General features: G+C 69.5%; 18 protein-coding genes. 7 read left to right on the forward strand and 11 right to left on the reverse strand.

The window, feature by feature from the left end:
- Window positions 1-10 precede the first annotated feature (10 nt).
- From mmsB to ABFX45_RS03285, 5 genes are all read right to left on the reverse strand, one after another.
- Complete coding sequence (mmsB, locus tag ABFX45_RS03265) at window positions 11-1,225, reverse strand: multiple monosaccharide ABC transporter permease (protein WP_109639559.1); 1,215 nt, start codon at window positions 1,223-1,225, stop codon at window positions 11-13.
- Window positions 1,222-2,727 carry a multiple monosaccharide ABC transporter ATP-binding protein gene (mmsA, locus tag ABFX45_RS03270; RefSeq protein ID WP_109639705.1) on the reverse strand — a complete coding sequence of 502 codons (1,506 nt, stop codon included), beginning with the start codon at window positions 2,725-2,727 and terminating at the stop codon, window positions 1,222-1,224. The genes mmsB and mmsA overlap by 4 nt, the downstream gene beginning before the upstream one ends.
- Window positions 2,728-2,753: 26 nt before the next feature.
- On the reverse strand, window positions 2,754-3,836 hold the full coding sequence (gene chvE / locus ABFX45_RS03275) for a multiple monosaccharide ABC transporter substrate-binding protein (protein ID WP_109639558.1): 1,083 nt from the start codon (window positions 3,834-3,836) through the stop codon (window positions 2,754-2,756).
- A gap of 171 nt (window positions 3,837-4,007) precedes the next feature.
- Entirely contained in the window at window positions 4,008-5,213 is a 1,206-nt protein-coding gene (locus ABFX45_RS03280; RefSeq protein ID WP_109639557.1) for a glycoside hydrolase family 5 protein, read from the reverse strand.
- Between the two features lie 414 nt (window positions 5,214-5,627).
- Window positions 5,628-6,578 (reverse strand): alpha/beta hydrolase, encoded by a 951-nt coding sequence (locus ABFX45_RS03285; protein WP_346127465.1) that lies wholly within the window; start codon window positions 6,576-6,578, stop codon window positions 5,628-5,630.
- Window positions 6,579-6,709: 131 nt separating this feature from the next.
- Between ABFX45_RS03285 and ABFX45_RS03290 the strand changes: the two genes are divergently transcribed.
- Together ABFX45_RS03290 and ABFX45_RS03295 are read left to right on the forward strand one after the other, a co-directional pair.
- Window positions 6,710-7,699 carry a helix-turn-helix domain-containing protein gene (locus tag ABFX45_RS03290; RefSeq protein WP_346127467.1) on the forward strand — a complete coding sequence of 330 codons (990 nt, stop codon included), beginning with the start codon at window positions 6,710-6,712 and terminating at the stop codon, window positions 7,697-7,699.
- 159 nt (window positions 7,700-7,858) lie between these two features.
- Window positions 7,859-8,683 carry an MFS transporter gene (locus ABFX45_RS03295; protein WP_428834071.1) on the forward strand — a complete coding sequence of 275 codons (825 nt, stop codon included), beginning with the start codon at window positions 7,859-7,861 and terminating at the stop codon, window positions 8,681-8,683.
- On the opposite strand, the gene ABFX45_RS03300 is transcribed toward ABFX45_RS03295, so the two are convergent.
- The 4 genes from ABFX45_RS03300 to ABFX45_RS03315 form a co-directional block, all read right to left on the reverse strand.
- The gene (locus ABFX45_RS03300; protein ID WP_346127469.1) at window positions 8,664-9,581 is read right to left on the reverse strand and encodes an alpha/beta fold hydrolase; all 918 of its coding nucleotides are present in this window, start codon (window positions 9,579-9,581) and stop codon (window positions 8,664-8,666) included. The genes ABFX45_RS03295 and ABFX45_RS03300 overlap by 20 nt on opposite strands.
- 93 nt (window positions 9,582-9,674) lie before the next feature.
- Window positions 9,675-10,148 (reverse strand): GNAT family N-acetyltransferase, encoded by a 474-nt coding sequence (locus ABFX45_RS03305; RefSeq protein WP_346127471.1) that lies wholly within the window; start codon window positions 10,146-10,148, stop codon window positions 9,675-9,677.
- Window positions 10,145-10,996 (reverse strand): NAD(+)/NADH kinase, encoded by an 852-nt coding sequence (locus tag ABFX45_RS03310; protein ID WP_346127473.1) that lies wholly within the window; start codon window positions 10,994-10,996, stop codon window positions 10,145-10,147. The genes ABFX45_RS03305 and ABFX45_RS03310 overlap by 4 nt, the downstream gene beginning before the upstream one ends.
- Before the next feature lie 21 nt (window positions 10,997-11,017).
- Window positions 11,018-11,812: an MBL fold metallo-hydrolase gene (locus ABFX45_RS03315; protein ID WP_346127475.1), complete on the reverse strand. Its 795-nt coding sequence runs from the start codon at window positions 11,810-11,812 to the stop codon at window positions 11,018-11,020.
- Between the two features lie 146 nt (window positions 11,813-11,958).
- Here ABFX45_RS03315 and ABFX45_RS03320 point away from each other — a divergent pair, with 146 nt between their 5' ends.
- From ABFX45_RS03320 to ABFX45_RS03340, 5 genes are read left to right on the forward strand one after another with little or no spacing between them, the layout of a single operon-like run.
- On the forward strand, window positions 11,959-12,576 hold the full coding sequence (locus ABFX45_RS03320) for a M15 family metallopeptidase (protein WP_109639550.1): 618 nt from the start codon (window positions 11,959-11,961) through the stop codon (window positions 12,574-12,576).
- Window positions 12,561-13,670 (forward strand): alanine racemase, encoded by a 1,110-nt coding sequence (gene alr, locus ABFX45_RS03325; protein WP_346127477.1) that lies wholly within the window; start codon window positions 12,561-12,563, stop codon window positions 13,668-13,670. Before ABFX45_RS03320 ends, alr begins: the two co-directional genes overlap by 16 nt.
- A 52-nt stretch (window positions 13,671-13,722) precedes the next feature.
- Window positions 13,723-14,676, forward strand: a complete 954-nt coding sequence (locus ABFX45_RS03330; protein WP_346127479.1) for a D-alanine--D-alanine ligase family protein — start codon at window positions 13,723-13,725, stop codon at window positions 14,674-14,676.
- The gene (locus tag ABFX45_RS03335) at window positions 14,673-15,665 is read left to right on the forward strand and encodes an acyltransferase family protein (RefSeq protein ID WP_346127481.1); all 993 of its coding nucleotides are present in this window, start codon (window positions 14,673-14,675) and stop codon (window positions 15,663-15,665) included. Before ABFX45_RS03330 ends, ABFX45_RS03335 begins: the two co-directional genes overlap by 4 nt.
- Before the next feature lie 41 nt (window positions 15,666-15,706).
- Window positions 15,707-16,081, forward strand: coding sequence for a MerR family transcriptional regulator (locus ABFX45_RS03340; RefSeq protein ID WP_346127483.1), 375 nt, complete (start codon window positions 15,707-15,709; stop codon window positions 16,079-16,081).
- 16 nt (window positions 16,082-16,097) lie between these two features.
- On the opposite strand, the gene ABFX45_RS03345 is transcribed toward ABFX45_RS03340, so the two are convergent.
- Both ABFX45_RS03345 and ABFX45_RS03350 read right to left on the reverse strand, forming a co-directional pair.
- Complete coding sequence (locus ABFX45_RS03345; RefSeq protein ID WP_346127485.1) at window positions 16,098-19,007, reverse strand: CHAT domain-containing protein; 2,910 nt, start codon at window positions 19,005-19,007, stop codon at window positions 16,098-16,100.
- Window positions 19,004-19,945, reverse strand: a complete 942-nt coding sequence (locus ABFX45_RS03350; RefSeq protein ID WP_109639546.1) for a hypothetical protein — start codon at window positions 19,943-19,945, stop codon at window positions 19,004-19,006. Before ABFX45_RS03350 ends, ABFX45_RS03345 begins: the two co-directional genes overlap by 4 nt.
- Window positions 19,946-19,950 lie beyond the last annotated feature (5 nt).

Genomic DNA, 19,950 nt, shown 5'->3' on the forward strand with positions numbered 1-19,950 from the left:
TTGCAGGGGGTCAGGCCCTTCTCTTGGTCCACACGTCGTAGGCAACCGCCGCGAGCAGGACCAGTCCCTTCACGAGCATCACTTGCTCACTGGGAGCGCCGATCAGCGACATCCCGTTGTTGATCACGCCCATGATCAGGCCACCGGTGATGGCGCCGACGACCTTGCCGACACCGCCCTGGACGGCCGCGCCACCGATGAACGCCGCCGCGATGGCGTCGAGCTCGAACGCCGTGCCCGCGGTCGGACCGGCCTGGTTGAGCCGTCCGGCGAAGATGACGCCCGCGAGCGCGGCCAGCGCGCCCATGTTCACGAACACCCAGAACGTGACGGCCTTGACCTTCACGCCGGACAACGTGGCGGCCTGCAGGTTGCCGCCGATCGAGTAGATGTGCCGTCCGAACACGGAGTTGTTGGCCATCAAGGAGTAGCCGAGCGCGAGCGCCGCGAGCAGCACCAGCACCCAGGGCAGGTTGCGGAACCGCGCGAGCTGCACGACGACGGCCATCACGACCACGCCGACACCGACGATCTTGAGCACGAACAGCGGCATCGGTTCGACGGTCTGGCCGTAGCCGAGCCGGGCCGCCCGCTTGCGCCACTGCGACAACGCGAACCCGGCCACGAACAGCAGGCCGGCCAGCAGGCTGACCAGGTCGGCGCCGCCGAGCGGGCCGAGGCCGATGTTGCCGAGGTAGCCGCCGGTGAAACCGTTGGCCAGCGAGCGGATCTCGTCCGGGAACGGCCCGATGCCCTGGTTGCCCAGCGTGGTCAGGGTCAGCGCGCGGAACACGAGCATGCCTGCCAGCGTCACGATGAACGCGGGAATGCCGAAGTACGCGATCCAGTAGCCCTGCGCCGCACCGATGATCGCGCCCGCGAGGAGCGTGAGCAGCACGGCGACCGGCCACGGTAGTCCCCATTGGACGGTCAGCACCGCGCAGATCGCGCCGGTCAGCGCCACCGTCGAGCCGACCGACAGGTCGATGTGCCCGCCGATGATCACCAGGATCATGCCGATCGCCAGGATCAGCACGTAGGAGTTCTGGACGATGATGTTCGAGATGTTCTGCGGCTGCAGCAGCGCGCCGTCCGTCAGCACCGCGAAGAGAACGACGATCAGCGCGAACGCGACGTAGATGCCGGACTGCCGCAGGTTGATGGAGAGCCGGCTCTGGGGAGCCGTCGGTGCGGTGGCCGCTGTGGTCGCGGTCTTCGTGGTCATGAGTTCTGTCCTCGCGTCATGTACTGCATCAGGCGTTCCTGCGTTGCCTCCGCACGGTCCACCTCTCCGGTGATCCGGCCCTCGGACAACGCGTAGATCCGGTCGCACAGGCCCAGCAGCTCCGGCAGCTCGGAGGAGATCACGAGCACGGCCCTGCCCTGCGCGGCGAGGTCGTTGATGATCGAGTAGATCTCGTACTTCGCGCCGACGTCGATGCCGCGCGTCGGCTCGTCGAGGATGAGGACGTCCGGGTCGGTGAACATCCACTTCGCCAGCACGACCTTCTGCTGGTTGCCACCGGAGAGCGTGCCGACCTGCGTCGAGACCGCGGGCGTGCGGATGCCCATCGAGCGGCGGAACCGTTCCGCGACCGAGAACTCCTCGTTCTCGTTCACCCAGCCGTTCTTCGAGAGCTTGCCCAGCGCCGCCGCGGAGACGTTGCGCTGCACGCCCTCGATCAGGTTGAGCCCGTAGCGCTTGCGGTCCTCGCTGACGTACGCGAGCCCGTTGCGGATGGCGGCCTGCACGGTCCGGGTGTCGATCTCCACACCGTCCTTCACGACCCGGCCGGAGACGCCGGCACCGTACGAGCGTCCGAACACGCTCATCGCGAGCTCGGTGCGGCCCGCGCCCATCAGCCCGGCGAGACCGACGATCTCACCGCGCCGCAACGAGATCGTGGCGCGGTCGACGAGGACGCGGTCGGGCTGGGCCGGGCTGTGCACGGTCCAGTCCTCGATGCGCAGCACCTCGTCACCGATGTCCGGGGTGCGCGGCGGGAACCGGTGCTCCAGGTCGCGGCCGACCATGCCCGAGATGATCCGCTCCTCGCTGAGTCCCTTGGCGGGCAGCGTCTCGATGGTCTTGCCGTCGCGCAGCACCGTGACGCTGTCGGCGATCCTGGTGACCTCGTTGAGCTTGTGCGAGATGATCACCGAGGTGATGCCTTCGTCCCGCAGCCCGTCGAGCAGGTCGAGCAGGTGCTGCGAGTCGTCGTCGTTGAGCGCCGCCGTCGGCTCGTCCAGGATCAGCAGGCTGACCTTTTTGGACAGTGCCTTGGCGATCTCGACCAGCTGCTGCTTGCCGACACCGAGGTCGTTGACCGGCGTCGTCGGGTTCTCCCGCAGGCCGACGCGGTCGAGCAGCGCCTGGGCCTCGTGGTTGGTGCGGTTCCAGTCGATGAACCCGCGCCGCGCTCTTTCGTTGCCCAGGAAGAGGTTCTCCGCCACCGAGAGCTGCCCGCACAGCGCCAGCTCCTGGTGGATGATCACGATGCCGCGCCGCTCGCTGTCGCGCACGCCGTGGAAGACGCACGGCTCGCCGTCGAAGACGATTTCGCCGTCGTACGTGCCGTGCGGGTGAACCCCGGACAGCACCTTCATCAGCGTGGACTTGCCGGCGCCGTTCTCTCCGCAGATCGCGTGGATCTCACCGCGCCGCACGCTCAACGAGACGTCGTGCAGCGCGGTGACACCCGCGAACCTCTTGGTGATGCCGCGCATCACCAGGATTTCGTCAGACACGGTTCTTACCTGAGCTGGTCGGCGGTGTAGTAGCCGGAGTCGATCAGCTCTTTCTGGTAGTTCGCCTTGTCGACAGGAACCGGCTGCAGCAGGAACGACGGCACGACCTTGACGCCGTTGTCGTAGTCCTTGGTGTTGTTCACCTCGGGCTTGCCACCCTTGAGCACGGCGTCGGCCATCGTCACGGTGACCTCGGCGAGCTTGCGGGTGTCCTTGTGGATCGTCGAGTACTGCTCACCGGCGATGATCGACTTCACCGACGCGACCTCGGCGTCCTGGCCCGTCACGATCGGGTATGGCTGGCCGGCCGTGCCGTAGCCGCTGCTCTTCAGCGCCGACAGGATGCCGATCGAGATGCCGTCGTAGGGGGACAGCACGCCGTCGACCTTGGCACCGCCGTAGGTCGAGGTGAGCAGGTCCTCCATGCGCTTCTGCGCGGTGGCCGGGTCCCAGCGCAGGATCGCGACCGTCTTGAAGTCCTTCTGGCCGGACTTCACGACGAGCTTGCCCTGGTCGATGAGCGGCTGCAGGACGGACATGGCGCCGTTGAAGAAGAAGGTGGCGTTGTTGTCGTCCGGCGAGCCGGCGAAGAGCTCGATGTTGAACGGTCCTTCACCACGCGTCTTCAGCCCGGCCAGGAGCGAGTTCGCCTGCTCCACGCCGACCTTGAAGTTGTCGAACGTCGCGTAGTAGTCGACGTTCGGGCTCTGCCTGATCAGCCGGTCGTAGGCGATCACCGGGATCTTGGCGTCCGCTGCCTGCTGCAGCTGCGACGTGATCGCGGTGCCGTCGATCGAGGCCACGATCAGGAGCTTGGCGCCCTTGGTGATCTGGTTCTCGATCTGGTTCGCCTGCGTGGGGATGTCGTTCTCCGCGTACTGGAGGTCGACCTTGTAACCCTTGGCTTCCAGGGCCTTCTTGATGTTGTCGCCGTCGTGGATCCACCGTTCCGACGACCGGGTCGGCATGGTGACGCCCACGAGCGCGCCCTCACTCGACCCGCTCTGCTGGTCGATCGTCTTCTGTGCCGAACCGCAGGCCGAGAGGGTGAGCACCAGCGCGGCGGCGGCGATCTGCGGGAACCTCATAGGCGGCGAGTGTTATCGCTAACAACCTGCTCGTCAAGGTCTTGTTAACTCCGAAACCAAATTGATGTTAGCGCTCACAGAAATGGATCGGTCCCACCTGCGGCTTGGCGGGGTTCCTGCTGGTGAGGGCCGCCGCGACACCAGCCGCGGCGGCCCAGAGCGGTCGCCTGGTCACCCGGCGGTACCGCTCATGATGGCGTTGATCATGCCCTGCTGGGTCACCGCGAGCGTCCGCCGGTCGATCATCCCGAACCCGTACTGGCCGGTGTAGCCGTTGTCCCAGTAGACGGCGGCCGCGCCGTACTTCTTGGCGGTGGCCGCGACGGCGCGCACGTAGTCCGCGCGGTACCTGGGGTTCGCGGAGTCGGCGAACGCCTTGTCGATCGCGCCGTACTCACCGACGACCACGGCGTATCCCTGCGTGGCGAACTTGTCGTACATCTTCTTCAACTGCCGGTCGAGATGGTCCTCCTGGCCCCAGGTCGACTTCTTCGCCGGGTTCGTCGACGCCCGGCCCCACTGCGTGATCCTCGTGTTCTCCTCGCCGGCGAAGTCCCACGGGTCGTAGTAGTGGACGGAGATCATGATGCGCTTCTCGTTGCCGGGGATGGAGGGGGAGCGGTACCGGTCGGTGGGCACCACGAACCCGTAGTTGCCGGCCGTGTAGTCGATGTTCGTGTTCCAGCCCGGCACGAGCAGCCACCGGGACGGGTTGTTGCCGCCCGCCCTGCGCACGGTGTCCACGAAGATCTGGTTGTAGCTGTTGATGTTCGAGTAGCACGGCTGGGTCGGCTGGCCCCACTGCCCGTCGAAGTTCTCGTTCATCGACTCGAGGATCAGGCGCTGGTCGTAGTTCGCGAACCGGGTCGCGATCTGCTGCCAGACCTTCTGGTACTTGTCCCTGATCGCCGTCTGGTTCGCCGCGTCGCAGATCAGCCAGGCGCCGTTGATGGTCTTGTAGCCGTCGCCGTGCATGTTGATCAGCACGTGCATGCCGCGGTTGTAGGCGTAGTTGACGACTTGCTGGATCCGGTTGAGCCAGGCGGAGTTGATCGTGTAGTTCGGGCCGGGGCCGATGTGGCCGAGGTAGGAGACGGGGATCCGGATGGTCTTGAACCCGGCCGCCTTCACCTTGTCGACGAGGGCCTGCGTGATGGTCGGCTGGCCCCACGCGGTCTCGCTGGGAATCCCGTTGGAGCTGGCCTCCATCTGGTTGCCCAGGTTCCAGCCCGCGCCCATGTCGGCGACGATGCGTGCCGCGTTCAGCTGGGTCATCGTGTCCGCCGCCGCCTGGTTCGTCAGGCCGGTGACGGACGTGGCGACCGTCAGCAGGACGGCGAGCGAGATGCCGCGGACCTTTCGTCTGTCAAAAGGCATGCCGGCGCTCCTTTCTTCGGCGGCGGTTATTTGTAGGACCTCAGAAAGTGCTTTCCGTGCTGACGATAGGGCTGATCGCGGGAGGTGGTCAAGCTTTCAACTGATCGCCCGTCCGTGCCCCGGGGCGTGTTCGACCCAGCGGCTGGAAGCCTTTACGCGGACGGGGTCAGGCTCTGTTCGACAGTGTTTCAACGCAACCCGTCCACGTCGTCCTCAATCCGGTGAACTGCGGCTATGTCATCCAATCAGCGCGATTCCGGGATCGTTGGGCACCTCGGCTCCGGCGCGGGTTTGGTCGTATTGAGACCTGTGCGGGAAATTCTTCATTTGGGACGGAATTGGTTTGTCGAATCGACTGTCGAACAAAACGAAACCCGCGCGCCCCTGCGGACGCGCGGGTTCGGCAGCCGGAAGTCAGAGCCGCAGTCCCCGGCGCAGTGCGTCGACCTCGTCGGCGAACATCCGGCGCGTGATGGCCGCGCTCTCGACGAACGCGGAGCCGTGGAAGGTGGCGGGGTAGTGGCGCAGCTCGGTCGGCACACCGGCGTGCGCGAGGCGGCGGGCGTATTCGATGCCCTCGTCGCGCAGCGGGTCGTACTGGCAGGTCGTCACGAACGCGGGCGGCAGGCCCACCAGGTCGGTGGCGCGGGCGGGCGCCGCGTACGGCGAGACGTCGTCGCCGCCCGGTTCGGTGCCGAGGTAGCTGGCCCAGCTGAAGATGGCGTTGGGCCGGTTCCACAACGGGGTGTCGACGTAGTCGCGCATCGAGTCCGTGTCCAGCCGGTCGTCCAGCTCGGGAATGCCGAGGTACTGGAAGCAGAGCTCGGGACCGCCGCGGTCACGGGCCAGCAGGGCGGTGCCGGCGCTGAGCCCGCCGCCCGCGCTCTCCCCGCCGACGCCGATCCGCCGGGGGTCGACGCCCAGCTCGTCGGCCTTGGCCGCCACCCACTTCAGGGCGGCGTAGCAGTCCTCGACCGGCGCCGGGAACGGGTGCTCGGGCGCGAGGCGGTAGTCCACCGACACGATGACGATGCCCAGCTCGTCCACCAGCCGCAGCACGATCGCGTGGAACATGTCGAGGTCGCCGAGGACGAAGCCGCCGCCGTGGATGTAGACCAGCCCCGGCACCGCCTCCGTGCGCCCGGCCGGGCTGTAGATGCGCACCGGCACGTCCGGAGCGTCGGAGGGACCGGGCACCGCGGTGTCGCGGACGTCGATCGGGTTGACGGGCTCGTAGGACGGCAGGAGGTCGTTCAGCCGCGACCGCTGGTCCCTCGCGGCCACGAGGGACTCGTAGTCGGTCAACGCGACCGCCGGCAGCATGTCGAGCCAGGGCAGCAGTTCGGGGTCGATGGCGTAGCTCATGCGACGATCCTCGGCTCGGGGCGACGGCGCGGGCAGCCGACACGTGGCGGGCAATCGGGGTGTCCGGCACGCCAGGTGGCGGGGCCGTTCTGGCGGTCTGACAGTGACCTGCCGGAGGTTATGGTGGCGGGATGAGAGGCCTGCTGCTGAGGTTGTCCGCGCTGGACGCCGACGCCGAGAACGCGGTGCGGGTGATCGGGTTCTTCGATCGGCTGATCACCGAGCGCGCGGGCCTCGACACCCTGGTGCGCAACACGGCCGAGCTCGCCGGGTGCCCGGCCGGCCTGCACGCGCCCGGGAAGGGGCTCTCGCTGCGGGCCGACTCCGGCGCCGCCGTCACCGCGGGGCCGGTGCCCGCCAAGGCGGTGGTGCGGTCGCTCGAAGACGGCGTGGAGGTGTGGGTCGCGCGCGAGGGCAAGTCCGCGCCGTTGGACGACATGCTGCTGGAGCGCTTCGCGATCGCCGCGGCGGTTCTGCTCGAGCACTCCAGCGTCCCGTTGCCTGAGCTGGGTGATCCCGCGCTCGTCGAACTGGTGCTCTCGGAAAGCGTCGGCACCGCCGAACGGTCCCGTGCGCTGCACCTGCTCGGCATCGCGTCGACGAGCCCGTTGCGGGTGCTCGCCGCGACCGGTGGGATCGGCGGGCGGTCGGCGTTGCTGGGCACGGTGCGGGCGGTGCTGGCCACCGAGGTCCTCCAGGTCGACGGGCGGCTCGGGGTGGGGCCGCTGCTGCCCGCCGTCGACGCCGTCAAGTCGTGGCGGGCCGCGCGGACGGCGTTGAGGTTCACCTCGGACAGCGCACCGGTCATGTGGTGGGAGCGGCTGGGCAGCCTCGCGATTCTGGCCGAACAGCTGGAGCCCCCTGACATCGCGGCGCTGCACGACGTGCAGGTGCTCGACCGGCTCGGTGCCGAGCCGGACCTGATCACGGCACTGGAAGCGCTCAGCGCGACCGGGTCGGTGCGCAAGGCGGCGGCCGCGGTGCACCGGCATCACAGCACGATGACCGCACGGTTCGCCCGTGCCGAGTCGATGCTCGGGTTCGAGCTCGACTCGGCGTACGGGCGGTTCAGGCTGTACCTGGCGTTGATGTTGCGACGGTTGCGGGACAACCCGGAGTGAGCTCCCGGCGGTGCTGCCTGGCCTGCTCGGGCATGTTCCAGCCCAGCACACCGGTCAGCTCGCCGTCGCGATGAAAGCGTGCCACGAAACGACGTTCGGCCAGGCTTCTCTCCACAACGGAGACCTCGGGGCCGATGAAGCCGTGTACGTGGATCTTCGGTGCTGGTGTTCGTGCCGGAGTCCGCCGTCCGCACCGGTGGCCGCTTCGACCTCGTTGGCGCGGCCGGGCTTTCGGTCGCGCTCGTGTGCCTGCTGCTCGGCGTCTCGAAGGCGTCCGAGCTGAGTGGTGGCACGACCGCGGGACTGTTCGTCGCGGCCGGTGTCGTGCTGCTGCTGTGGGGTTGGTGGGAACTGCGGTCATCCCAGCCGTTGGTGGACTTGCGCACCACGGCCCGTCGCCAGGTCTTGCTGACCAACGTCGCTTCGGTGGTGTTCGCGTTCTCGATGTTCGCTCAGTCGCTGGTGCTGCCGCAGATCCTGCAGCTGCCCGCGTCCACCGGCCACGGGCTCGGGCAGTCGCTGCTCGTCACCGGTCTGGTGCTGGTGCCGTCCGGGCTGGTCATGATGGCGATGGCGCCGGTGTCGGCACGGATCTCGAACACGCGCGGCCCGCGCGCGACGCTGATGCTGGGCGCCGTCGTGGTCGCTTCTGGTTATGGCGCCGGGATTTTCCTGATGTCCGCGGTGTGGCAGCTCGTCGTGGTGTCGGCGATGATCGGTGCCGGTATCGGTCTCACGTACGGCGCGATGCCCGCGCTGACCATGGCGGCCGTGCCGGCATCGGACACCGCCGCGGCCAACAGCCTCAACACGTTGATGCGCGCGATCGGCACGTCGGTCTCCAGCGCGGTGGCCGGTGTGGTGCTGACGCAGGTGACGATGCCGTTCAGCTTCCGCCTGATCATGGGCCTGGGCGCCGCGACCGCGCTGCTGGCGTGCGCGGTCACGGCGTGCATCCCTCGGCTCAGCCGAAGAACTCCGTGAGCGCACGGGCGACGGCGTCGGGCTGCTCCTCCGCGAGCCAATGCCCGGCGCCCTCGACCGCCACCACCTTGGAGTCGACCGCGACGTTCGGCAGCGCGGCGACCATCTGCTCGTACGACAGGACGGACGCGAGCCCGAGCACGGGCGGCGTCAGCTTGGCGTACGTCTTGCCGTCCGCGATGTCGTGGTGGAACGCCTTGTACCAGCCGTTGCTCGCCCGGATGGCCTCCGGCGAGTTGTACGCCCGCGCGTAGATCGCCCTGGACCGCTCGTCGATCGCCGCGGGGTTGAACGAGGTGTTCTCGAACATCCAGTCGATCAGGTACCGGAACCGTCCGGCGAGCAACTGTTCCGGCAACGTCTGCACCTGGTTGAACGCGAACCACCACAGGCTGAACTGGCCGGGCGGCGGCAGCATCGGGATGTGGTAGTAGCTCTCGTCGGGGTGCAGCACGTCCAGCAACGCCACCTTGCGCACGGCGTCGGGGAAGTTGGCCGTGAGGCTGAACGCGGCCTGGCTCCCGATGTCGTGCCCCGCGATGTTCACCTTCTCGTACCCGAGCTTCTTGACGAGCTCGTGGATGTCGGCCGCCATGGTCTTCTTGTCGTAGCCGCCCTGGGGCTTCTCCGACCCGCCCATGCCCCGCAGGTCGACCGCGATGACCCGGAACTTCGTGGCCAGCGCAGGCATGATCTTGTGGTACTCCCACCACGTCTGCGGCCAGCCGGGCAGCAGCACGAGGGGCTCACCGCGCCCGCCCGTCACGTAGTGCAGGCGCACTCCGTTGACCTGGGCGTAGTTGTGCCGGAATCCCGGCAGGTCCGCTTCGTGGTTGCTCTCGGCGGACGCGACACCCGTGGCACTCAACGCGGCGATGCCCGCCCCTAAGGCGAACACACTGCGTCTGTTCAACTCTGACATCTCGGTACCCCCATCTACCGCGCCCGGCGCTCGCCGAGCGCGCGTAGAGACTAGGCCGAGATGTCCGGATCATCGACAGAGCCGGTAGGCCACAGTTGGCCAGTTCGTCCCTTTGATCTCGCGGTCGTCGTCGCGTGCCGGGTCGCGGACGAAGCCCGCGCGTTCGGCGACCTTGCGGGATCCGGTGTTGTCGCGGTGCGTCCACAACCGCAGCTCGTCGACCGGGTGGTTCGCGAAGATCCACGCGACGAACTCCGCGAGTGCCCTGGTGGCCAGTCCGCGTCCGCGCGCCTGCGCCGCGATCAGGTAGGACACGTGGCCGACGCCGTCCGCGAGGTCGACCGCGACGTTGCCGCAGCGCTCACCCGCGTCCTCGACGCAGAACGACGCGGTGGCGGGGTTGGTCCGCAGCCCTTCGATCGCCGCGGCCACCTGTGCCGCGGTGATCGTCGGCGGATCGGTGGTGTAGCGCTGGACCTCCGGATCCCTGGTGGCTTCCGCGTACCAGGCCGCGTCGTCGACGGTCCACTCGCGCAGCCTCACCCGAGCTCCGCCGAGTCCGTCAGCCGCAGCTTGCGCCGCGCCCGCTGGTAGAACGTCGTCATCCCGAGCCGCACCACCCGCGCGGCACCGGGCCTGGCCTTCAACGACACGCGCTCGCCCGGCTCGACGTAGCCCGCGACCATCCCGTCCACCTCGACGGCCAGCCGTCCGCTGGACGGCAGCAGGTCGAGATCCACGTCGTCGTGCACCGACAGCACCACCCCGCGGCTGTAGGCGGAGTGCGGTGCGGCCGGGGTGACCAGCACCGCCTCGACGGACGGGCTCGTGATCGGACCGCCCGCGGAGAAGCTGTACGCGGTCGAGCCGGTCGGGGTGGCCACGATGACCGCGTCCGCCGCGTAGCTGACGAACGGCTGACCCGCCACGCGCACCGCCACCCGCGCGCTGCCCTCGCCGGGGATGCGGACGACGGCGATGTCGTTGAACGCCGTGACCTTGCCGCCGCTGAACACCGCGTCGACGGCCAGGCGGGGCTCGACGGTGAACTCGCGGGCGTCGATCGCGCTCAGCGCCGCAGGCAGGTCGGGGACGTCCACCTCGGCCAGGAAACCGAGTTTGCCCAGGTTGACGCCCAGGACCGGGGCGTGCTCGCCGTCGGCCAGGCGCATCGCCCGCAGCATCGTGCCGTCGCCGCCGAGGCTCACGACCAGGTCGGCGCGGCGGCCCAGCTCTTCCGCGGAGACCGGGGTGGCCTCGCAGCGCAGTCGCTGGATCTCGTCGGAGATGCCGAGGATCTCGACGCCGCGCTTGGCCGCCCAGCCGAGGACCGCCTCGACGGCGGCGGCGGAGTCTCGTTGCGGGTGCAGCACCAGGCCGGCGGCGTGCACGTCAGCACTTCCTCGATGAGGTCACGACGCCAGTTTGCCGAATTCCCACGGGTCGTGTGCGCTGAAGAGCGTGACCTCGTCGGCGTGGTCGCGCGCGAGGATCCTCAGCCGGGCCTGCGTGTCGATCCTCTTGTCGTGATCGACCTCGGAGCTGGTCTGCACGATGTCGAGCAAGGGGTGTGGTTCGGGGTTTTCGTCCAGTTCGCGGTGGTAGTAGTAGGCGTCGCCGCAGTGCAGAAGCCATTTGCTGCCGTCGTGCACGGCGATGCCCGCGTGCCCGGCGGTGTGGCCACCCATCGGGACGAGCTTGATCTCCGGCGGGAGACCGGTCGGCTGGATCGCCGTGAAGCCGAACCACGGGTCGCCTGTGGACTCGCAGGTGCGCCACTGTGGACCGTGGGCCCAATGGGCAGGGCGGTAGCGCCGGCTCGGGGCTTCCCTCATGGCCGCACGGAGTTCGGCCTCCAGCAGGTGGACCGTGGCGTCGGGAAAGTCCGGCAGGCCTCCGCAGTGGTCGACGTCGAGGTGCGTGACGAGGACGTGCCTGACGTCGGACGGTGAGAAGCCGAGGCGCTCCACCTGCCGGATGGCCGTTTCGTCCTCGTTCAACGCCGGCGCGGCCATCTCCACCCACGCCGGGTCGAGGGTCTCGTGCGGCCGGCGGACGTCGTCCAGGCCGAGTCCGGTTTCGACGAGAACCAGCTCGTTGTCGGTCTGTACCAGCAGACAGTGGTTCACCGCCGGAGTGCTCGGCAGGCCTTCGTAGGTGGGATCGATCTCGCGGACGGAACCGCAGTTCAGGTGGTGGATCTTCATGGGGTCGAGCTTGCGACTTGAACCGCGGTTCAAGTCAAGGCCTCGGCCGATCGGCTGATGTGGACGATGCCGAACCGGCCGATCGGCGTGCGGGGATGACCTTGAGGAGGAGTCCGGAGTGGTCGCGCGTTCCTAGGTTTGGCCACATGACCATCCTGCTAGCTGATCCGGTCGTGCGCGCCGTTCGCGTGCTCGACAACGGTGATCCGTTGGTACCACTGATCTTCGCGCCTGATGTGCTGGTGAGGCAGGGGCTCGCGCTGCGGCTCGTCGAGGCGCGCAACGCGCTGCCGTCCGGTGTGGACCTGCGGGTGGTCGAGGGGCACCGCAGCGTCGCCGACCAGAACGCGATCATCGAGCGGTACACCGACGAGCTGCGGGAGCTCCACCCGTCGGCCGATGCCGTCGAGCTGAGCCGGTTGTCGAGCCGGTTCGTGGCACCGCTGGCCGTCGCGCCGCACGTCGCGGGCGCGGCCGTGGACCTGACGCTGGTCGACTCGTGGGGCGACGAGCTGTGGATGGGCACCGAGATCGACGCCACGCCGGAGCAGAGCGGCGGCGCGTGCTTCTTCAACGCCGAGGTCGACGCGGAGGCGCGGCGCAACCGGACCGTGCTGGCCGACGCGTTGAGCGGTGCGGGCCTGGTCAACTACCCGACCGAGTGGTGGCACTGGTCCTACGGCGACCGCTACTGGGCCCTGCTGACCGGGGCCGACCACGCCGTCTACGGACCAGTGGAGGTGCCGGCGTGGGCGCGCTCGTGACGAGCCTCCGCCAGGCCGCCGCCGAGCCGTCGCTGTCGGTGGACCTGGGGGCGGTCGCGGCCAACACCCGGCGGTTCGTGTCGCTGGCGCGCGGCGAGGTCATGGCCGTGGTCAAGGCGGACGGGTTCGGGCACGGGCTCGGTGACGTCGCGCGGACGGCGGCCGCGGCCGGTGCGACGTGGATCGGCGTCACGTCGCTGGCCGAGGCGGTGGCGGTGCGGGAGTCCGGTGTGGACGTTCCGGTGCTGAGCTGGCTGAACCCGGTGGACGCCGACGTCCGCACAGCGGTGCGGTACGGGATCGACCTGAGCGTGCCGAGCCTGCACCACCTGGCGGTGATCGAGCAGGCCGGGCCGGTCCGGGTGCACCTGCAGCTCGACACCGGCATGGCACGCGACGGCGCCTCGCCGGACTCGTGGCTGGCGTTGATGTCCGCGGCCCGGCGCGCGGAACTGGCCGGGAAGATCTCGGTCGTCGGGGTGATGGGGCACCTGCCGTGCGCGGACACGCCGGGGGCCAACGCGACCGGCCGGCGGGCGTTGCTGCGTGGCGTGGAGATGGCCCGTCAGGCGGGGTTGCGGCCTGCGGTCCGGCATCTGGCCGCCACGAGCGCCGCGTTGACGGATCCCAGCTCTCACCTGGACGTGGTCCGGATCGGCGCGGGTCTGGTGGGGATCGATCCGTCCGGGACCACCCGGCTGCGGTCCGCGTTGCGGCTCACGGCGCCGGTTGTGCAGGTGCGGCGGGTCGAGGCCGGTTCCGGGGTGGGGTACGGGCATTCGTACGTGACCGAGCGCGCGACCACGCTGGCGCTGCTGCCCGTCGGGTACGCGGACGGGCTCCCGCGGGCGGCTTCCGGGCGGGCCGAGGTGTTTCTGGGCGGGCGCAGGAGGCCGGTCGCCGGAGTGATCTCGATGGACCAGGTCGTGGCCGACGTCGGGGACGACGCCGTGGCGCCCGGCGACGAGGCGGTGGTGTTCGGGGCGGGGGACGACGGCGAGCCGACGGTGGAGGACTGGGCTCGGTGGGCGGGGACGATCCCGCACGAAATCGTGACCGGCATCGGGGCGCGGGTGCGGCGAAACGTCCGTTGACTGTCTCTATAGCTTCAGTGTTGACAAAAACCAAGTCTGAGGTGTTGTGGCGTTGAGGGGAATCAGGGTCGCCGTCATCGGCGGCGGACAGAACTGCGAGCACGACGTGTCGGTGGCGTCTGCGGCGTCCGTGCGGGCGGCGTTGGATCCGGCGAGGTACGAGGCCGTGCCGCTCACCATCGGCCGGGACGGCAGGTGGTCCGGGCCGGACGGCCAGGTGCTCGGCACGCTGAACTCGCGCAGCCTCGCCGGCGCGCTCGACGTGCTGGCGACGTGCGACGTCGTGTTGCCGCTGATCCACGGGCCACTGGGTGAGGACGGCACGCTGGCCGGCCTGTGTGAACTGGCCGGGGTGCCTTACGTGGGCTCACCGCTGCGGGCCGGTGCGCTCGCGATGGACAAGTGGGCCACCAAGCTCGTCGCCGAGGCGGTCGGGGTGCGCACGGCGAGGGGCAGGCTGGTCGCCGACGCGTCCACTGTGGACTTCACCGGTCCTGTCGTGGTGAAGCCGGTGGCGGCGGGGTCGAGTTTCGGGGTGCGGCTGGTCGAGCACGAGGCGGACCTCGAACCCGCCGTCCGCCAGGCGCTGGAGCTGGACGACCGGGTGCTCGTCGAGGAGGTGCTGGAGGGCCGGGAGATCGACATCGCGGTGCTCGACGACCCGGACGAGGGCCGCCGGACCGGGCCACCGCTGGAGATCGCGGTGCCGGGTCTCTTCGACACCACGGTGAAGTACGACGGCAGCGCGACGTTCGTGATCCCGGCGCCGCTGGCCGACACGGAGCTCAAGGCCCTGGAGGATGCGGCGCTGCGGGTCTACGAGGCGCTCGGGTGCCGCGGGCTGGCTCGGGTCGACTTCTTCCTGACGAACGACGGCCTGGTGCTCAACGAGGTCAACACCATGCCAGGCATGACGGCGGAGTCGCAGGTGCCCAAGATGTTCGCGGCCGCCGGACTGCCCTATTCGGAACTGCTGGACAAGCTCGTCAGGGGAGCGATGCGGTGAAGCGCATCGCCGGGTTGGACGTGTTGCGCGGCATCGCGATTCTGCTCGTGATGCTGAGGCACGCGTTCCCGGACGTGTTCCCCGGTGCCGGTGTGGTCGGCGTGGTCGTGTTCTTCACGTTGAGCGGCTACCTGATCACCGGCGTGCTGAGCCGCGAGCTCGGCACCAGGGGACGCGTCGACTTCAAGCGGTTCTACCTGCGCCGCGCGCGCAGGCTGCTGCCGGCACTGCTCGCTCTGCTGGTGGTGTTCGTGCTGGTCACGCTCGTGTTCGACCCGCTGGGCGAACGCGACCGGCTGCTCAAGACGGCGATCGTACTGGTCACGTTCACCGGCAACCTGCCGATCAGCGGGGTGAGCCCGGCGGCGTTCCACAGCTGGACGCTCGCCACCGAGGAGCAGTTCTACCTGCTGTGGCCTGCTTTGCTGGCGTTCGCGTGGGCGCGCAACAAGGTCGGCGCGGCGCTGGCCGTCACGGCGCTGGCGGCGCTCGCGGCCTGCACGGCGACCCTCGTCTGGCTGTGGCCGCACGCCGACAACGCCTACGCGCTGCCGACGTCGTGGTTCGTGTGCTTCGTGGTCGGCGCGGCGACGAGGCTCAGGGGGTCTGCGGTGCCGCGCTGGGCGGTGCCGGTCGCGCTCACCGGCCTGGCGGTGTTGTCGGTGGTCCCGTTGCGGGGCCACGCGCTGACGTATCTGGTGGCGGGTCCGGCGATCGCGGCCTGCACCGCGGTGTTGCTGCTGTCCTGGTCGAAGTGGGAACGGGTGGCGACGCCGATCCGCCCGCTGGTGGCGCTGGGAGTGCTCTCCTACGGCGCCTACCTGTGGAACTACCCGCTGACCCTGTGGCTGCGACCGGAGCTGGGCGCCGCCGCCGGGCCGGTCGCGGCGGTGCTCACGATCGTGGCGGCGGCGCTCAGCTGGCGTTACGTGGAGGAACCGGTCATGCGGCGAGGTGGCCGTTCCCCAGCTCCGGCCACCCCTTCTTGAGCTGTTCGAAGAATGGCAAGATCGCGATTAGCCTCGAACGGGTGTTGGACATCGCCGAGGTCGCCGAGAAGACGGGGCTCGCCCCGTCGGCTCTGCGGTTCTACGAGAAGAAGGGGCTGCTCGCCTCGAGCGGCCGCAACGGCCTGCGCCGCACCTACGAGCAAGAGGTGCTGCACCGGCTGGAGCTGATCAACTGCGCGCGCCGGGCGGGGTTCTCGATCGCGGAGATCCGCCGGTTCCTGGGCGCGACTCCCGCCGACGCCGCCGTGCGAGCCAGGATGGCCGAGAAGGTCGCGGAGCTGGACGAGGACATCGCTCGGCTGCAACGCATGCGGCACAGCCTGCAGCACGCCTCGACCTGCACGCACGAGCCGTTGGTCGAGTGTCCCGAGTTCAAGCAGGCACTCGCCACCTAGGTTGGTCCGCGCTTCGTCAGGAGCCGTGGTAGCTCAAGCCGGCCCAGTCCGACGGGTGGAGGTAGGGGCGCGAGTCCGGGTCGCGCAGTTGCAGGTTGCGGACGAGGCTGAGCAGGTCGTGATCGGAGGATCGGGCAGCCACGCCGCTGAGGTCCTGGATCTTCTGCGCGTTGGTGGTGTCCCTCAGCCACTTCTGGGACGCGCGCAGCGCTGCCGTCGGCGGGCACCGCTCGTCCTTCCAGAGCTGGTAGAAGCGGGCCATGAGGAGGCTGACGGCCTCGCTGCGGATCGCCCATTGGGTGGCGACGACGCCGGCGAACCCGGCTTGGATCAGACCGCTGGGAAGGCTGACGACCTCGTCGGGCAGGGTCGTGCCGGGACGGTCGGTGTCACACGCGGACAGCACCGCCAGACGTGCTTCGTGACCGCGGCCGGGGGTTTCGGGTCGTAGCTCGAGGATCTCGCGGAGCGTGAGCTCGTGGTCGCCGGCCAGGATCAGGGCGCTGTCGAGGGGACTGTCCGGGTTGGCGTGGCCGTGCGTGATGAAGTGCAGGACCTCGGCATCCACCGCGGCGGCGGCCACGTTCGCGTGGTCGGCCTGCTCGCCTTCGAGGGAGGTCGTGCGCGGGAACCAGTGCGTGACCCAGGCGGCCTCGGCACGGGCGTAGCCGATCGGCTGGCGGGACGTGGGCCGGGGATCGACGACCACGGCGAGTCGCTCGGCGGGGGTTCGTGCCGCGATGCGGCCGGTGATGTCGAGGCTGCGGGCGTTCGGGGCGTAGGTGACCGTGATGTCGTCGAGGAGGTAGCGGCGGGTGCTCGACGTGTCGTGGTCCGGCTTCCAGGCCGCGTGCACGGGGAGCATGGCGAGCATGCCGGAAGGCACGACGATGATCCGGTCGGTGCCTCCGGTGGTCGTGAGTGCCGGTGCCGTGATCGCCTGCCAGGCCCAGCGGGTCACCGCGTCCAGCGTGCCTTGCCAGCGTCCGGGTCCCGTGGTCGCCGAGTGGCGTGCGTCGAGCAGCGCGCGGGTCCGGCTTCCCACGGCGGCGGCGGTTGCCGAGGGCAGCTCCACGCCTCGGATCTGGCCGTCCGGGTGCACCGTCAACGCGAGTCCTGCCGATTGCGCCGCGGCGAGGTAGACGATCACGGAGCCGGGTGGGACGGCGCGGTGGACGTCGGAGATCGTGGGGGCGAGCAGGAAGCGTTCGTAGCCGTCGATCCCCCGGATGGCGTTGATCGCCTGATCGAGAGCGTCTCGATGACCGCGCAGTTCGGCTGGTCCGGCTCCCTTCCGCGTCGCGCTGTCCAACTCCGCGGCCGCGACGCGGTACCGGCCGGCCAGCTGGGCGTGTTCCGTGCCGGCCAGGTGGTCGAGCTCGGCGCGGTCGCGTTCGAGTGCTTCCGCCAGCTGCTGGCCGCGTCCGGCTTCGAGGGCGACGACCGCGTCCTCGGAGCGGCCGGCTCGGAACATGGCGTAGGCGGCCTCGGCGGGCAGGCCCTGCGAGTCGGCCAGCCAGGTTTCCTTGTCCTCGCGCAGCAACTGCGTGCGGAACAGGCGCTGGGTGGCCTCGAGCGCGTAGCCGTACGCCTCGGCCGCTTCCGGCCAGGCGCCGCGTTCGGCCGCCCAGTCGCCCCACAGGCGTGCGGCGGACAGCGCCCATTCCAGTGAGGCGCTGAAGCCGTGGTGGACGGCCTGCCGGTAGGCGGCCACCGCACTGTCGACCAGCGTGTCGTCGTTGGTGAGTTTGCTCTGCGCCTGCAGGGCGCGGCCGAGGTTGTACTCCCGCGACGATCGGCCGACGTCACCTTCGGGCGTGAGACGGAGCGCCGTCCGGTAGTGCTCGATCGCCTGCTCGCCGAGTTCCGGATCGGCGTTGGCACGGGCGGCTTCCGTGAGCGCGTTGGCGAGATTGTTGTGACTGCCGGCCATGTTCGCGCCAGGCTCCATGTCCGCAGTTGCGGCGAGTGCCCTCGTCTGCAGGTCGACCGCGGACCACAGGTCGGCCATGTCACCGTTGGCGTGGTAGCGGGTCAGCAGGGCGCTGCCGAGGTTGCTCAACGTCGCCCCGAAGGGTCGGTTCGCGTTGACTGTTTCAGTCAGCAGCCGAACAGCTTCTTCGATGTCGGAGGGGTCACGGGTGCGGAGATACCGGTCGCGCAGAAGGTTTCCGAGCCGGGCGGGCAGCCCTGTCGGTGACGCTGGGGCAGTCGGCCTGCCGCCCGCGAGGATCTGCCGGTAGAACTCGATCGCGCGGCTGAGGTCGTCGAGACCGCCACGCGCCTCGTACCGGTCGGACAGCAGGTCGGCGAGGGTGTCCCGGAGTTCTACGAGGCTGGGCACGGACGCGGCGCGCTCCGCGTGGCGAATCGCCTCGTCCAGCACGTCCAGGTCGCCGAGCAGGAACTTCCGCCGCAACAGGAGAGCGAGCGCGCTGTGGCACAAAGCTGCCAGAGGGGTCCCCTCCTCGACGTGCGCGGCGGCACGTCGAGCGTGCCGGATGCCGTCGTCGAGCCTGGTCCGGTCACCGGTCCAGTCGTGAAGGTGACGAAGCGTGCCGGCGAGGTTGCAGTCCAGCCGGACCTGTTCGAGGCTCCCGGCCGGCACCAGGTGCAGGCCCGCGGCGAACAACCTCGCCGCCGCCTCCAGGTCCGGGATGCTGGACTCGTTGATGCCGCACCAGTTGTGCGCGATGCCGGCGCGGTTCAGCACCGCGACCCGGAACGCGACGGAACTCGCGGCGAACTTCCTGTCCGCCACCACTCGGTCGAGCGTCTCGGCCACCAGGATCTGGTGCGACAGATCTCCCTCCACCACACAGCGGTCGAGGTGACTTCCGGCTTTCGCGAGCAGACGCTGGAAGCGGCGAGGCACGTCGGGGATCGGCTGCCACCCCAGCTGCTCCTCCGCACGCCGCCCGTTCACCCTGCCTCTCCCGCCGCGCTCGTGAGTCCGGGACCGCGCTCCAGGTGTGCCGTCAGCCGCCGGCCTGCCTCGATCTCCAGTTGCGGGTCGGTGGGCATTTCATGCCCCAACGCGGCATAAAGGTCCTTGCGGTACAGGTCGTAGCACGTCTGAACGAGCCGACCGTAGGGGACGGATCCGGCCAGCGCCACGCGGTAGCCGACGATCATGCCGAGCAGCGCGACGCCCAGAGCCCACCAGGTGAAAGGCGTCCACACGCAGAAGAGCAGGCTCCACAACCACAACCTCGCGCCGTCGTCCAGCTGGGTGCGGGCGGCGGAAACCTCTGCGCGAGCGGTGTCCGGCATGGCGAGCCACAGCGGCGGCCAGCAGACGACCGCGTCCAGACCGTACCGGTGCCGGGACCGGGATTCCGCCGCCCTCAGCACGTCACCGAGCTTGGTGGGCATCCGATCGCCGGGATCGGCCGGCACACCCGCCCGCCACCGGTTCAGGGAGGCGTACTCGGCGCGTTCCGCGGTCGTGAGCTCCTCGCGACGCCGGGCGAACGCCCGCCAGCGCTCGGCACGGCGACGAACGACCCTTCCTCGCAACGCGACCATCACGACTCTGAGCGGCCGGGCCCAGCGCGGCCAGTAACCCTCCAGCAACCGCAGCACACCGAAGATCAGCGACTCGCCCAGCCGCGCCGACCCCGCCACCAGGAGCAACAACAGCACGGCGACGAAAGCCTGCACGGCTACGGACGTGGTGCCGAAGGACCTTGCCCACCAGCGTTCGAGCTCTCGCCAGCCCGAGTTCGGACCGGCGAACCCGCCGTGTCCCCACGTCCACGCCAGCAGGCCGCCGATCCAGAACACCAGCGCGGGGGAGCCGAGCAGACCGGCCCACCGCTCGGCGACCTTGGTCCCGAGGCCGGTCCCGAGTGCACTGAGCATCCGGC

The organism is Lentzea roselyniae (assembly GCF_039537795.1).
GTDB lineage: Bacteria > Actinomycetota > Actinomycetes > Mycobacteriales > Pseudonocardiaceae > Lentzea > Lentzea atacamensis.

Excerpts from the sequence above, each read along its gene's own strand:
- mmsA (WP_109639705.1), bottom strand. The coding sequence starts at position 2,727 with ATGCGCGGCATCACCAAGAGGTTCGCGGGTGTCACCGCGCTGCACGAC.
- ABFX45_RS03315 (WP_346127475.1), bottom strand. The coding sequence starts at position 11,812 with ATGAAGATCCACCACCTGAACTGCGGTTCCGTCCGCGAGATCGATCCC.
- chvE (WP_109639558.1), bottom strand. The coding sequence starts at position 3,836 with ATGAGGTTCCCGCAGATCGCCGCCGCCGCGCTGGTGCTCACCCTCTCG.
- ABFX45_RS03350 (WP_109639546.1), bottom strand. The coding sequence starts at position 19,945 with ATGCTCAGTGCACTCGGGACCGGCCTCGGGACCAAGGTCGCCGAGCGG.
- ABFX45_RS03285 (WP_346127465.1), bottom strand. The coding sequence starts at position 6,578 with ATGAGCTACGCCATCGACCCCGAACTGCTGCCCTGGCTCGACATGCTG.
- mmsB (WP_109639559.1), bottom strand. The coding sequence starts at position 1,225 with ATGACCACGAAGACCGCGACCACAGCGGCCACCGCACCGACGGCTCCC.
- ABFX45_RS03320 (WP_109639550.1), top strand. The coding sequence starts at position 11,959 with ATGACCATCCTGCTAGCTGATCCGGTCGTGCGCGCCGTTCGCGTGCTC.
- ABFX45_RS03290 (WP_346127467.1), top strand. The coding sequence starts at position 6,710 with ATGAGAGGCCTGCTGCTGAGGTTGTCCGCGCTGGACGCCGACGCCGAG.
- ABFX45_RS03280 (WP_109639557.1), bottom strand. The coding sequence starts at position 5,213 with ATGCCTTTTGACAGACGAAAGGTCCGCGGCATCTCGCTCGCCGTCCTG.